This is a genomic window from Pseudomonadota bacterium, from assembly GCA_013285445.1.
Classification (GTDB): domain Bacteria; phylum Pseudomonadota; class Gammaproteobacteria; order Xanthomonadales; family Wenzhouxiangellaceae; genus Wenzhouxiangella.
In genome coordinates this window covers 258321-272082 of sequence record CP053448.1, presented here as the reverse complement: position 1 = coordinate 272082, position 13762 = coordinate 258321, and the positions used below count along the sequence as shown (strand labels likewise).

Genomic DNA, 13762 nt, shown 5'->3' with positions numbered 1-13762 from the left:
CGGGCCGGCGGGCCCGCCGTCGACATCCAAGGAGAAGCACAATGATTGCACGCACGTTTACCGCCGCGCTGTTACTCGGCCTGGCCAGCACCGCAGTTGCTGACGAAACCCCGAACATCGAGCCCGGAATGTGGCAGTACAACAACAAGGTTACCTTTGGTCCCGAGTTTCCGCTGCCGGACCAGGAACAGTCCAACGAGGAGTGCGTCACAGCCGAGGAGATCGAGCAGGGTCAGGCCTTCCTTGATGATGTCGACGAATGCGACATCACGCACAAGAACGTGCGCCGGGACGGCATGGACTACGCCATGACCTGCACCCAGCCGGATGGATCTGAAATGACCATGGAGGCCTCCATGCAGTTCAACGGCGACAGCGCCACGGGCACCGTCAACGGCAGCATGCAGACGCCGATGGGCGAAATGACCATGAACATCACCATGGACGGACGCCGCATCGGCGACTGCTGAACGCCCAATGATTCCTGGCCCCGTCCGAGACGGCGGGGTCAGGGCATGATGGTCGCCAGCGCGCCGACGTGCACGCCGGCATTGAAGTAGCGGGTCTTCAGGCCGCTGGCGGCAAATCGCTTTTCGCTGACCGGCTCGATCGGGCCGCCCTTCCTGGCCTGGGTCACCGACCACCAGCCCGAAGGGTAACAGGGCTGCGGAAAGCCCAGGGTCCTGATGGTGGTAAAACCGGCACTCGCCATGTTGGTGCGGATGCCGGCAATCAGCCTGCCGTGCAGCAGCGGCGATTCGCTCTGCTGCACCAGCAGGCCGCCATCGGCCAGGGCCGCGAAACAGTCTGCGACGAACTCCGGGCCGAACAGGCCTTCAGCCGGACCGATCGGATCGGTCGAATCAACGATGATCACGTCCATGCTGCCGCACTCAAGGCCCTTGACGTGCGCCAGACCGTCGTCGAAGCGCAGTTCGGCGCGTACATCGTCGTTTCGCTCACAGAGTTCCGGAAAGTGCTTTTCTGCCAGGCGGGTGACCTGCTCGTCGATCTCGACCTGGACGCAACCTTCAACGTTCTCATGGCTCAGCACTTCCCTGAGCGTGCCGCAGTCACCGCCACCGATGATCAGGACCCGTTTTGGCTCCGGGTGCGAAAACAACGCCGGATGACTCATCATCTCGTGATAGAGAAAATTATCGCGCGTGGTCAGCATGACAAAGCCGTCGATAACCATCAGGTTGCCCCAGTGGGTGGTGCGATAGACATCGATCGTCTGGTAGTCGGTCACCTCATGGGCGAGATGGGCCTCGATCGCCCAGGAACCGGCGCTGCCGGCTTCGGCACAGGTTTCGGTAAACCACTTGCGGTCGCTTGAAAGCATGGGAGCACAGCTGAGGGAACCGGGACACGATGTTAGCGCGAATTGCCCGTTACAATCACGCCCATGGATCAAGATACCATCGCGCGCGCCAGACGTCGCTATGCGGTCGACCGCTGGTCGGAGGGCTATTTCGACCTGGACAACCACGGACGCGTCCTGGCCCGCCCTGATCTCGAGCATGGCCTGGCGCTGAGCGAGGTCGTCGAACAGGCCCGGCGCGAAGGCCTGCGACTGCCACTGCTGCTGCGGTTTCCCGATATTCTGCGCGCGCGGGCAGCTCAGCTGGGTCAGGCGTTTGAAACCGCCATGGCCGATCACGACTATGGCGCCCGCTACACGCCGGTCTACCCGATCAAGGTCAATCAGCAATCCAGCGTGGTGCGCACCCTGGCCACGGTCGAGGGCCTTGGGCTGGAAGTGGGCAGCAAGCCTGAGCTGATCACGGCCCTGGCGGTCAGCCGGCCTGGTGCGGTGATCGTCTGCAATGGCTATAAGGACGCCGCCTACATCCGCCTGGCCCTGAGCGGTGCCAGGCTGGGCCTGGAGCCGATCATCGTGATCGAAAAGCCCGGCGAGTGGCCGCTGATCCGGCGCGAAGCCGAACGGCTTGGCCTCACCCCGGAGCTGGGCGTGCGCCTGCGCCTGTCATCGCTGGGCACCGGCAACTGGCAGAACACCGGCGGCGAGCGGGCCAAGTTCGGGCTGGCCGCCAGCCAGGTGCTGGCCCTGACTGCGCAGATGCAACAGGACGGCTGCCTGGACTGGCTGGGAATGCTGCACTTCCACATGGGCTCCCAGATTTCCAACCTGCGCGACATTCAGCGCGGCGTTCGGGAGGCCGGGCGCTACTTTGCCGAACTCGTTGCCAGCGGCATCGGCATCCGCAGGCTGGATATCGGCGGCGGACTGGGCGTCGATTACGAGGGCGGCGGCACGCGCAGCTTCTGCTCGATGAACTACTCGCTGGCGCAATACGCCCAGGCCATCGTCTCCGGCATTGCCGAACTGTGCCGCGAACACGGCCTGAACACACCGGAGCTGCTGTCCGAATCCGGCCGCGCCCTGACCGCCCATCACGCCGTACTGGTCACCAATGTCACGGCCACCGAGGCCCTGCCGCGCGACGCCGGCGATGCCCAGCCCGATGAACCCGCTGTCATTCGGGGCCTGGCCGACGTGCTCGAGCAGATCGACGAGCGCGAGCCCGAGGAGAGTTTTCTCGAAGCCGAGCATCTGCTCGAGGAAGGCCGCAACCTGTTCCTGTACGGCGACCTGCCGCTGACCGAGCGCGCCCGGCTCGAGCCGATGTACAACGTCATTCTCGAGCGCGTTTCCGCACGGCTCGACCCCGAACACCGCCGCCACCGCGAGCTGGGCGAACGCATCCGCTATCAGCTCTCTGCCAAGTACTTCATCAACCTGTCGATCTTTCAGTCGCTGCCCGATATCTGGGCGATCGATCAGGTTTTCCCGATTCTGCCGCTGAGCCGCCTCGACGAGGAACCAACCGAGCGCGCCGTGCTGGAGGATCTGACCTGTGACTCGGATGGTCGGATCGACCACTACGTCGATCGCGGCCTGCTCGAGCCGACCCTGCCGGTCCACCGCATCGAGTCGAACGAAACCTACCTGCTGGGGATTTTTATGGCCGGCGCCTACCAGGAAACGCTTGGCGACATTCATAACCTGTTCGGCGACACCGATAGCGTCGATGTGCGGCTCGACGACTCCGGTTTCCACCTGGCCAACCCGCGCGCCGGAGACACCGCCGATACGCTGCTTGAGCTGGTCGGCTACAACCCGCGGGAGCTGATGACCGCCTGTCGTGCCCGGGTGGCCGCAGCAGGCCTGGCGCGCGAACAGGCCGAACAGCTCGAACGCCTGCTGGCCGAAGGGCTGTCGGCCTATACCTATCTGGAAACCTGAAGTCTTCCGTCGGGGACGCGGCCCCGACCTACGGGTGGGCGCAGTCGCTCGTCGGGGACGCGGCCCCGACCTACGGGTGGGCGCAGTCGCTCGTCGGGGACGCGGCCCCGACCTACGGGTGGGCGCAGTCGTTCGTCGGGGACGCGGCCCCGACCTACGGGTGGGCGCAGTCGTTCGTCGGGGACGCGGCGCCGATCTACCCGATGGCGGGTGCCGGGTTCGCAGCTCACGGTCGCATCCGCGACGTTCAGACACACCCGCAGGATGCCACCACTGATGAAATCATGTACCATCTGTGCACCAATCCAGGGGTGGGCATGGTGTCGTGGCCGCGAAACTCGGCCGCGAGTTCGGGCTGATCGTGCCGACCCCGGCACCGGTCCGATCTGCCATTCCACCTAGTGTTGAAACCACCAAGCAACGAGGGAACTCATGCTGAAATCACTGTTTCTTGCCGTGTGTCTTGCATGGCTTGCGATCCCGGCCGTGGCGGCCGAACCGCTGAGTCTTCAGGGAGGTCTCGGCGAGCTGACGGCCGTGCCGGTCACGCAGCTGGCGGCGCTTGATCGCCAGGCGCTGCTGGCCGAGGATGCCGAGCGCGAAATGCAGCCGGGCGTCGCCCCCCGCTTTGCCGTGCCGCACGCCGTGACCATCACGCCGCAGAGCAACGGCCTGTGGGAGACGGCGCGCGACGGCCGGAACGTGTGGCGGCTTCGCATCCACGCCGCCAAGGCCCGTTCGATCAACCTCGCCTTCAGTCGCTACCGCCTGCCCCAGGGCGCGGAACTGCACCTGTTCAGCGAGGACGGCGACTACCGCGTTCGCCCGTTCACCGCGGCCGACAACAAGCCGCACGGCGAGCTGTGGACGCCGGTCATCCAGGGCGACACCCTCGTGCTGGAACTGCAGGTGCCGGCCGCAGCCCGCAATCAGGTGGAGCTCGAGATCGGCTCGATCAATTACGGCTACCGCGGTTTCTTCGAGCCGGCGAGCGCGCGCTCGGGTTCCTGCAACGTCGACGTGGTCTGCCCGGAAGGCAATGACTGGCAGTACCCCATCTCGACCGTGGCCGTGATCTCGACCGGGGGCAGCACCTTCTGCACCGGCTTCATGGTCAACAACGTCGAGTACGACGGCACGCCGTATTTCATGACCGCCAATCACTGCAGCATCAACGCCGGCAACGCCGCCTCACTGGTCACCTACTGGAACTACGAGAACTCGACCTGTCGCACGCCCGGTTCACCGGAATCCGGCGGCCCCGGCGACGGCACGCTCGACCAGTTCAACACCGGCTCGACCTTCCGGGCGGCCCTGGCCGACTCCGACTTCACGCTGGTCGAGCTCGACAGTCAGCCGGCACCGGCCTGGGAAGTCGGCTACGCCGGCTGGGACGCGCGCGATCAGGCCACCGGCTCGGCGGTCGCCATTCACCACCCCAGCACCGACGAGAAGCGCATCAGCTTCGAAAATGACCCGACCTCGATCACCGACTACCTCAGCGCAACGCCGGATCCCAACCAGACCCATATCCGGGTCGAGGACTGGGACGTCGGCACGACCGAGCCGGGCTCGTCGGGCTCGCCGCTGTTCAGCCCCGAGGGCCGCGTGATCGGCCAGCTGCACGGCGGCTACGCCGCCTGCGGCAACGACGACGCGGACTGGTATGGCCGCATCGCCCATTCCTGGGATACCGGCGGCTCGGCCAGCGCCCGACTCAAGGACTGGCTTGACCCCAACGACACCGGCACCCTGGTCGTCGACGGCCTGGGTGAAGAGGGCTTCGAGCTGCAGCCGGCAACCGAGGCGCTCAGCCAGTGCGGTTTCGCCGACATCGATCTGGCCATCGATGTTGCGCAGTTCGGCGAATTCACCAATCCGGTCACCCTGTCGACGACCGGCACGCCCACCGGTGTGACCACCGCCTTCTCGGTCAATCCGGTCACGCCCCCGGGCAGCACGCTGCTGACTTTGAGCGATCTGAGCCTGGCCGGCACCGGCAGCTTTCAGTTCAGTGTCGACGGCTCGGACGGCGGCGACTTCAGTGACACGGTTCAGATCAGCGTGTCGCTCAACGACGCCGCGCCCGGTGTGGCCGGCATCACCAGCCCGGCCGACGGCGCCATCGGCGTGTCGACCACTCCGACCATCGAGTGGAGCACCGCCGCCCAGGGCTTCGACTACACCCTGGAAATTGCCGCGGACAGCGCCTTTACGCAGATCGTCCATACCGCGACGCTGCAGGGTACCACGCATGAAATCGCCACCCCGCTCGATACCAGCACCACCTATTACGCGCGCGTCGGCAGCAGCAACGACTGCGGGACCGGCAGCTGGTCATCGACGGTTTCGTTCACCACCGAAGCCCTGCCGGGCGACTGTCCGGTCGGCTCAATCGCGCAGGACCTGCTGGCCGAGGACTTCGCCGGTGGCGCACTGCCGGCCGGCTGGAGCACGGCCGGATCGAGCGGCACAGTGACCTGGGTGGCCTCGACCGCTGAAGCCTACAACGACAGCCATTCGATGTTTGCCCAGAATATTGCCGGGGTGACCGACCAGCGACTGGCCACGCCGCAAGTCAGCCTGCCGGGCGACGCGCTGGCCCTGTTTCTCAACTTCCAGAACTGGCAGAGCGTCGAGTCGTCCAGCGGCGGCTGTTACGACGGCGGCCTGCTGGAGATCTCGACCGACGGCGGCGCGAGCTGGGCGCAGGTACCGCAATCGGAAATCCTGGTGCGCGACTATGACGGCACGATTTCCACGAGCTATTCGAATCCGCTCGGCGGCAGCAGCGGCTGGTGCGGTGACCCGCGCGATTTCTGGGAGCGCTACAGCGTCGACCTGTCGAGCTGGGCCGGTCAGAACGTGCAGTTCCGCTTCCGTTTTGGCACCGATTCCTCGGTCTCGCGTGTCGGCTGGCACATTGACGAAGTGCGCGTGCGCAGCTGCACTGCCGGCGAACCGGAATACAGCATCGGCGGTACCGTGACCGGACTGGAAGGCAGCGGCCTGGTGTTGCAGAACAATTCGGGCGATGATCTTCCCATCACAAGCGACGGGCCGTTCGTCTTTGCCACCCTGATGAACGGAGGCAGCAGCTACTCGGTTACCGTCGCCAGCAACCCGACCTGGCCGACCCAGGACTGCGTGGTGCTCAACGGCAGCGGCACCGTCGGCAGCAGCGATGTGGATAACGTCGAGGTCAGCTGCGAAACCGCGCCGCCGGACATCTTCGAAGACCGCTTCGAGGCGCCGCCGGCGCCCTGAACGGACGCCGACAGGCAAAAAACGAAAAGGCCGGGGACACCCCGGCCTTTGTCTTTTGCCACTGCTGAAAATCCGGGGTTCAGTCCTCGCGATCCACCCGGTCCCTGAGCTGATTGAAGTAATCCAGCTTCTCCTTCGCCATCACGCCGCCGAGCAGAATCAGCGCGATCAGGTTGGGTGCGGCCATCAGACCGTTGAAGGTGTCGGCGATGTCCCAGACCAGTTCGAGACCCCCGACCGCGCCGACGAACAGGAACAGGAGGAACAGCAACCGGTAGGGTAGCACCACCCGCCGCCCGAACAGATACTGCCAGCTCTGCTCGCCGTAGAAGTTCCAGGTCAGCATGGTGGTGTAGGCGAAAAACGCGATAGCAATGATGATCACGTAGCCACCGGGACCCGGCAGGCCGGTCGAGAAGGCCGTGCTGGTCAGGTCGGCGCCGTTCTGGCCGGTCTCGATCGCGCCGGTGACCAGGATGACCAGCGCGGTCATGGTGCACACCACCAGAGTATCGATGAACACTTCCCATACGCCCCAGAAACCCTGCCGGAAGGGCTGGTTGCGCGCCTGAGCGTGCACGATCGAGGCCGACCCGAGCCCGGCCTCGTTGGAGAAGATGCCGCGGGCGATGCCGTAGCGCACCGAGGCAGCCACGGTGGCGCCGGCGAAACCGCCAATGGCCGGGGCCGGCTCGAAGGCGTAGGTGAAGATCATGGCAAATGCCGCCGGAATCGCGCTGGCGTGGATGGCCAGGATGCCCAGCGCCCCGGCCACGTAGGCCACGGCCATGATCGGCACGATTTTCTCGGCGGTCACGGCGATGCGACGGATGCCACCGAGGGTGACGATGCCGACCAGCACGACCAGGCCAGCGCCGGTCAGCCAGTCAGGCAGGCCAAAACCTGTGGTCAGCGACTGCGCCACGGTGTTGGACTGCACCATATTGCCGATGCCGAAGGCGGCCACGCCGGCGAAAAAGGCGTACAGCATGCCCAGCCACTTCCACTGCGGGCCCAAGCCCTTCTCGATGTACCAGAACACGCCGCCGGAGACCTGTCCGTCGGCGTCGACGTGGCGATACTTCACGCCCAGCGTGGCTTCGGCCATCTTGGTGGCCATCCCGACCAGGGCCACGACCCACATCCAGAAAATGGCGCCTGGCCCGCCGAGCGCGATGGCGGTGGCCACGCCGGCAATATTGCCCACGCCAATGGTGGCCGCCATGGCCGAGGCGACCGCCTGGAACGGCGAGATGGCGCCGTCCTCGGTATCGATTTCCCGGCGAAACAGGCGTCCGAAACTGTGCTTCCAGGCGTGCCCGAGATGAAGAAACTGGAAAAAACCCAGGCGGATGGTCAGGTAGATGCCGGTACCGACCAGCAGCATCATGAACGGCGGCCCCCAGACGATGCCGTTGACAAAGCGGTTGGCGGCGGTGATCAGTTCAAGCATGGCGAATCCCTCGGCAGTGCCTTGGCGCCGCGTCCCGGCGGCGGTGGAAAAACCGCTCAAGATTAGCGCATCTGGTCCACTCTGTCGCGTTCGGTTACCATAGCTCGCGCAAGGGGGATTGGCCGGACCCAACAACGAGTTGACCCATGACCCCGAGACCCCTGATCCTGTTCGCCACCCTGGCCCTGAGCCCCTTCAGCCCAGCCCAGATCCCGGCCGACATCACGCTCGAACCCGCATTTGGCGGGGCGGGCTTCAACTTCCCGGTCGGTGTCAGGCACGCCGGCGACGGCAGCGACCGCAAGTTCGTCGTCGAACGTACCGGCACGATTCAGATCGTGGATGCCGGCGGCAGCGTGCTGGCCGAACCCTTTCTCGATATCGGCTCGATGACCAGCACCACCGGTGAGCGCGGCCTGCTGGGTCTGGCCTTTCATCCAGGCTTTGCCAGCAACGGCCGCGTCTACATCAACCACACAGCCAGCAATATCGGCGGTGTCACCACCGGCGACACCATGATCGTCGAATACGAGGTCGACCCGCTCGACGCCGACAAGCTCGACCCGACCAGCCGACGGGTCGTGATGGTGATTCCGCAGGACTTCAGCAACCACAACGGCGGTGATCTGCATTTCGGCCCCGATGGCTATCTTTATATCGGCATGGGCGACGGCGGCGACGGCAACGATCCGTGCAATCGCGGCCAGACGCTCGATCCGTCCACGGCACCGGCAAGCGGCTGCCGCAGCGGCAAGGCGGCCTGGCTGCTCGGCAAAATGCTGCGCATCGACATCGACGGCAGCACCCCGGCGGGCAGCAACAACTTGTGCGCGGCCAGCCCCGACGGTTCGGCTGGCTACGCGGTGCCTGCGACCAATCCGTTTTCCGGCGACAGCGATCGCTGCGGTGAAGTCTGGGCCTACGGACTGCGCAATCCGTTTCGCTTCAGCTTCGACCGCGACACCGGCGACCTGTGGATCGGTGACGTCGGACAGAACACCTGGGAGGAGGTCAGTTTCCAAGCAGCGGGTTCGTCCGGCGGGCTCAATTTCGGCTGGAAGGTGTGCGAAGGCAACTGGTTGCGCGGCAGCACCACCAACTTGTGCAATCTGGCCGGTCATACCGGGCCGGTGATCGAGTTCCCCAGCACGTTCAGCTTCGACGAGTGCTCGGTCACCGGTGGCTACCGCTATCGCGGGCCGGTCTTGTCCTTGCAGGGCTACTACGTCTACGGTGATTACTGCAGCGGCCGCATCTGGTTCGCCGAGGAAACCACGCCGGGCAGCTGGTCGTCCGATGAGTTCGGGCAGCTGCCGGGCGGTTTCGGCAACCTGGTGGGGTTCGGCGAGGATCAGGCGGGCAATCTCTACCTCACCCGCGGCTCCGGTGAAGTGCTGGTGTTCGGGGGTGATACCGCCGACGCCGTATTCGCCGACCGCTTCGAGCAATAGCGCGTCCCGACAACCGGAACCCGGGCTTACCGTTCCATCAACGCCCGCACTTCATCGGCTGCAGCCAGGCCGTCGGCATAACCCAGCTCAATGAGCTCGCGGCAGAACTCGGCCTCGAACAGCAGGTAGCTGGGCAGGCGCCCCGGACCCCAGGCACCGACACCCTGGAGCAGGGCGCGTACGCTAGCCGGAACGCGGTGGCGGTGCCGATCGGAAATCTCGCGCAGGTCCGTCGACGGCTGAATCAGCAGCGTGTCGATATGACGCAGCCCGGTCGCCGCACGGCGCTCGGGCGGAACGTGCTCTAGGGTACGATTGATCCGCTCGAGCCGGGCCAAATCGTTGGCCAGGTAGTCCATGAAGATGACGTCGAGCAGATAGCCGCCGATCTCGCCCAACGACGGGTAGCCGGCGTCGCTGTCGGGTTCGGGGTCGGGGCGCTGATCCCGGGTCCCGATGATCAGCAGGCGATCGGCCCCAAGGCGGATCGGCGGACTGAGTGGCGTGGTATGCCGCATGCCGCCGTCGCCATAGTATTCGTGGCCGATCAGGCAGGCCGGAAACAGCAGCGGCAATGCTGCACTGGCCATCAGATGGCAGGCCTCGATGTGTGCCGGCCGGCCAACGCGCTTGGGCGCCGCCCAGCCCGCCGTGTTTTCGCGCGCCTGGAAGAACGTCACGGCCCGCGAAGTCGAGTAGCCCGACGCCGTGATCATCAGGGCATCGAGCTGGCCGGCATCAATCCCGGCCTGAATGCGATCGAATCGCACCTCGCGCTCAAGCAACTCGCACAGTGGACGGTTGTCGAGCAGCGAGCGCGGATTGGCGATACCCAGGCCGCCCAGGGTCATCGACGCCAGCCAGTGCAGGCCCGTGCGCAGATTGTGGCCCCAGCCGGTCCGGTAGACGTGGTGGCAGCGCAACCGGCTCCAGAAATGTTCGAGCCGGCTCGCCCCCTCAACCAGACTGTCGGCATGGCTGGCCAGAACGGTGGCATTGATCGCTCCGGCCGAGGTGCCGGCAATGAGCGGAAACAGACCCGGCCGATCAGGCAGTATTTCGGCCATCGCCTTGAGCACCCCGACCTGGTAGGCCCCCCGGGCGCCGCCACCGGGCAGCATCAGGGCTGTTCGGGGAACCGCTTCAGCCACCGCTGAGTACCATGGCCTCGAACCCGTTCTCCTGCAGTCGGCGGCGCGCCCCGTCCGCCTCGCGTGCACTGTCGAACGGACCCACGCGGACCCGATGCCAGGTTGCGTCGTTGACGGTAACGGTCTGGACCGAGGCCTCAAGCCCCAGCAGGGTCACGCGGGCACGCAGCGCATCGGCATCATCGCTGGACCGGAAAGAGCCGACCTGCAGCACATAGGGGCCGCGCGCGTCGGCCGCCTCGGCCCGCTCGCGCGCCCGCTGCTCGATTTCTCCCTGTGGGACGACCACCTCGATTTCCGGCAGCACCGTGAAGAAATCGTAGCGTCGACTGCGCTCGCCGTCCGGATCATCGGCAATTGCCGGTTCGTCATGGCCCAGCGGCGGCGCGGAGCCGGAAGCTTCGTGGCCAGACGGCAAATAGCCGCCGAGCCAGGCAATGGTGGCCAGCCCCAGGCCGCACACGACGCCAACGCCAAACAGCATCAGGCCATTGAGGGCCGACCCGCCGCCGCGCCTGGCCTGTTTGCGCGCCATTACATCGACTCCGGCGCACTGACGCCGATCAGCTTCAGGCCGTTGCGCAGAACCTGTCCGACCGCAGCGACCAGGTTGAGCCGCGCGTTGCGCAGATCCTCGTCGTCAACCAGGAACGGCGTGGCGTTGTAGTAAGCGTGGAATAAGGCGGCCAGCTCGTGTAGATGGTGAGCCAGCACATGGGGTGCGCGCTGCCGGGCGGCGCCTTCGATGACTTCGGGGAAGCGCCCGACCGCGCGCAGCAGCTCCTGCTCGTGCTCGCTGTCGAGCTGGTCGACCGCAGCCTCGCCGATCGCCTGATTGTGACGCAAGGCGCGTCCTTCGAGCTCGCGGAACACGCTGCTGATCCGGGCATGGGCGTACTGGATGTAGTAGACGGGATTCTCGTTGGCTCGCGACTTGGCCAAGTCCAGATCGAAATCCAGGTGCTGGTCGTGCGAGCGCATCACATAGAAGTAGCGGGCCGCATCGTTGCCGACTTCCTCTCGCAGTTCGCGCAGCGTGACAAAGCTGCCCGACCGGGTCGACATCTGCACCTTCTTGCCGCCACGAAACAGCACCGCGAACTGGACCAGCCGGAACTCCAGCCGCTCCGGATCCTCGCCGAGACCGCGCGCGGCGGCCTGCAGCCGCGGAATGTAGCCGTGGTGGTCGGCGCCGAAGACATACAGCGAGACGCCGGCACAGCGCTCGAGCTTGTCGAGCAGATAGGCGACATCCGAGGCGAAATAGGTCGTGCGACCATTCTCGCGTACGACCACGCGATCCTTGTCGTCTCCGAGTTCGGTGGCCCGGAACCAGGTCGCACCGTCCTTGCGGTAGAGCCAGCCCTGCTTGTCGAGCCGTTCCAGCGCGCGTGTCAGGGCGCCCGATCGTTCAAGCTCACGCTCGGAGAACCAGCGCTCGAAGCTCACCCCGAACGCCTCCAGATCATCACGAATGTCCGCGACCATGTTCTCGAGCGCGGCGTTGAAACAGGCCTGATAGCCTGCATTTCCGAGCAGCTCGCGTGCACGTGCAATCAGGGCATCGATATGTCGTTCCGGATCGCCGCCCTGATCCGCGTCTGCGGTAAGGCCCTCAGTCACGCTGTGCGCAGAGTGCCGCAGATCATCACCTTGACGGGCGCGGACGTCACGCGCGATGTCGTAGATGTAATCACCGCGATAGCCGTTGGCCGGGAAGGTGACCGGCTCGCCGCTCAGCTCCAGGTAGCGCAGCCAGACCGATACAGCCAGGATGTCCATTTGCCGACCGTGATCATTGACGTAGTACTCGCGGTGTACCCGGTGACCCGCCGCCCCGAGGATGGCTGACAGGCTGGCGCCATAAGCGGCACCACGGCCGTGGCCAACGTGCAGCGGACCGGTCGGATTGGCGCTGACGAATTCGATCAGCATGTCGCGCCGACTGCCCTCCGGCTGCCGGCCATAGGCATCGCCTTGCGACAGTGCGTCGCGCAGGACGACCTTGAGATGATGTGCGCTGGCAAAGAAGTTGAGAAAACCCGGTCCGGCAACCTCGACGCGCTCGATGCGTTTCGATGGCGGCAGGCGATCGCGAATGAGTGTAGCTAGGTCGCGGGGTGATTGACCGGCTGCCCTGGCCAGCACCAGCGCGGCATTGCTGGCATAGTCACCGTGCTGACGGTCACGGGTCGGCTCGACCTCGCCGGTGCTGTCGATCGTGTCGGGCAGACGCCCGTCGCGCTTGAGATAGCCCAGCGACTGGTTGATCAGTTCCTCGATATGGGCGCGCATGTTTTGCCAGGGGGTGGAAACAGCGGCTATTGTAACGGTCGCCGGCCGTCGTGTAATACGGGTTATCCACAACACCTGTGGATAAGGTTGTGTACAAGCACGGAACAGGGCTGCTTTCGGCCTGACCGGCCAGTTGTCCCAGCGGCTTGGGTCATTTTTGTTCATTGACCATAATTTGTTTTAAAACATAAATGTACAATCGTTTTCAAGGACTCATGTGATTAGGCGTGGGCTAACCCGCTGTTTTCTTTTCAGCCGGGTGACACTGTGCATAAACACCAAGGAAAGGAGTACATGAACAGCATATTGAAAGCCTTCAGGGGCGAACACCCATCGCTGGGTGAACGGGTCTGGATTGCACCGGGTGCGTCGGTCATCGGCCAGGTCAAGCTCGCCGACGATGTCTCGGTTTGGCCCGGGGCTGTGCTGCGCGGCGACGTCAACACAATCACGATCGGGGCGCGCACCAACCTCCAGGATGGCGTGATCGGTCACGTCACTCACGACGGTCCGTATACGCCGGGTGGCATGCCGCTGATACTCGGTGCCGACATCACCGTCGGTCACGGGGCCATCCTTCACGCCTGCACGATTGGCGACTGTTGTCTGATCGGCATGGGCGCGCTGATCCTGGACGGCGCCGTGATCGAACCGCAGGTGATGCTGGCAGCCGGCAGCCTGGTCAGCCCGGGCAAGCGCCTCGAGTCCGGATGGCTCTACCGCGGCCAGCCGGCACGCCGCGTCCGGCGCCTGGACGATGAGGAGGTCGAGATGATGCGCTACTCGGCGGCCAACTATGTGGCGCTGAAAACACACTACCTCACGCAGGCAGGGGAATAGCCGTGAAGGCCATATTGCCTTACACTTCGCTCTT

Annotated in this window: 10 protein-coding genes; 5 read left to right on the top strand and 5 right to left on the bottom strand. The window is 65.1% G+C overall.

Going from position 1 to position 13762, the window contains the following annotated elements:
- The first annotated feature begins 41 nt into the window (after nt 1–41).
- The gene (locus tag HND55_01355; protein ID QKK01410.1) at nt 42–470 is read left to right on the top strand and encodes a DUF3617 family protein; all 429 of its coding nucleotides are present in this window, start codon (nt 42–44) and stop codon (nt 468–470) included.
- A 38-nt stretch (nt 471–508) separates the two neighbouring features.
- On the opposite strand, the gene speE is transcribed toward HND55_01355, so the two are convergent.
- Nucleotides 509–1345, bottom strand: a complete 837-nt coding sequence (gene speE, locus HND55_01350; GenBank protein ID QKK01409.1) for a polyamine aminopropyltransferase — start codon at nt 1343–1345, stop codon at nt 509–511.
- A 63-nt stretch (nt 1346–1408) separates the two neighbouring features.
- Between speE and speA the strand changes: the two genes are divergently transcribed.
- Both speA and HND55_01340 read left to right on the top strand, forming a co-directional pair.
- The gene (speA, locus tag HND55_01345; protein ID QKK01408.1) at nt 1409–3271 is read left to right on the top strand and encodes a biosynthetic arginine decarboxylase; all 1863 of its coding nucleotides are present in this window, start codon (nt 1409–1411) and stop codon (nt 3269–3271) included.
- Between the two features lie 432 nt (nt 3272–3703).
- Nucleotides 3704–6538, top strand: coding sequence for a trypsin-like serine protease (locus HND55_01340; protein QKK01407.1), 2835 nt, complete (start codon nt 3704–3706; stop codon nt 6536–6538).
- 79 nt (nt 6539–6617) lie between these two features.
- Here HND55_01340 and HND55_01335 read toward each other — a convergent pair whose 3' ends face one another.
- Nucleotides 6618–7991 carry a sodium:alanine symporter family protein gene (locus HND55_01335; GenBank protein QKK01406.1) on the bottom strand — a complete coding sequence of 458 codons (1374 nt, stop codon included), beginning with the start codon at nt 7989–7991 and terminating at the stop codon, nt 6618–6620.
- 146 nt (nt 7992–8137) lie between these two features.
- Here HND55_01335 and HND55_01330 point away from each other — a divergent pair, with 146 nt between their 5' ends.
- Nucleotides 8138–9442 carry a glucose dehydrogenase gene (locus HND55_01330; GenBank protein QKK01405.1) on the top strand — a complete coding sequence of 435 codons (1305 nt, stop codon included), beginning with the start codon at nt 8138–8140 and terminating at the stop codon, nt 9440–9442.
- A gap of 26 nt (nt 9443–9468) precedes the next feature.
- Here the strand turns inward: HND55_01330 and HND55_01325 are convergent, their stop codons facing one another.
- Genes HND55_01325 through HND55_01315 form a run of 3 tightly spaced genes read right to left on the bottom strand, consistent with a single transcriptional unit; the run spans nt 9469 to nt 12888 of the window.
- Nucleotides 9469–10593 carry a patatin-like phospholipase family protein gene (locus HND55_01325; protein QKK01404.1) on the bottom strand — a complete coding sequence of 375 codons (1125 nt, stop codon included), beginning with the start codon at nt 10591–10593 and terminating at the stop codon, nt 9469–9471.
- Nucleotides 10586–11128 (bottom strand): hypothetical protein, encoded by a 543-nt coding sequence (locus HND55_01320; GenBank protein QKK01403.1) that lies wholly within the window; start codon nt 11126–11128, stop codon nt 10586–10588. The genes HND55_01325 and HND55_01320 overlap by 8 nt, the downstream gene beginning before the upstream one ends.
- The gene (locus HND55_01315; protein ID QKK01402.1) at nt 11128–12888 is read right to left on the bottom strand and encodes an arginine--tRNA ligase; all 1761 of its coding nucleotides are present in this window, start codon (nt 12886–12888) and stop codon (nt 11128–11130) included. The genes HND55_01320 and HND55_01315 overlap by 1 nt, the downstream gene beginning before the upstream one ends.
- Nucleotides 12889–13182: 294 nt before the next feature.
- On the opposite strand from HND55_01315, the gene HND55_01310 reads away from it, so the two are divergent.
- Nucleotides 13183–13728, top strand: a complete 546-nt coding sequence (locus HND55_01310) for a gamma carbonic anhydrase family protein (protein ID QKK01401.1) — start codon at nt 13183–13185, stop codon at nt 13726–13728.
- Nucleotides 13729–13762: the final 34 nt, after the last annotated feature.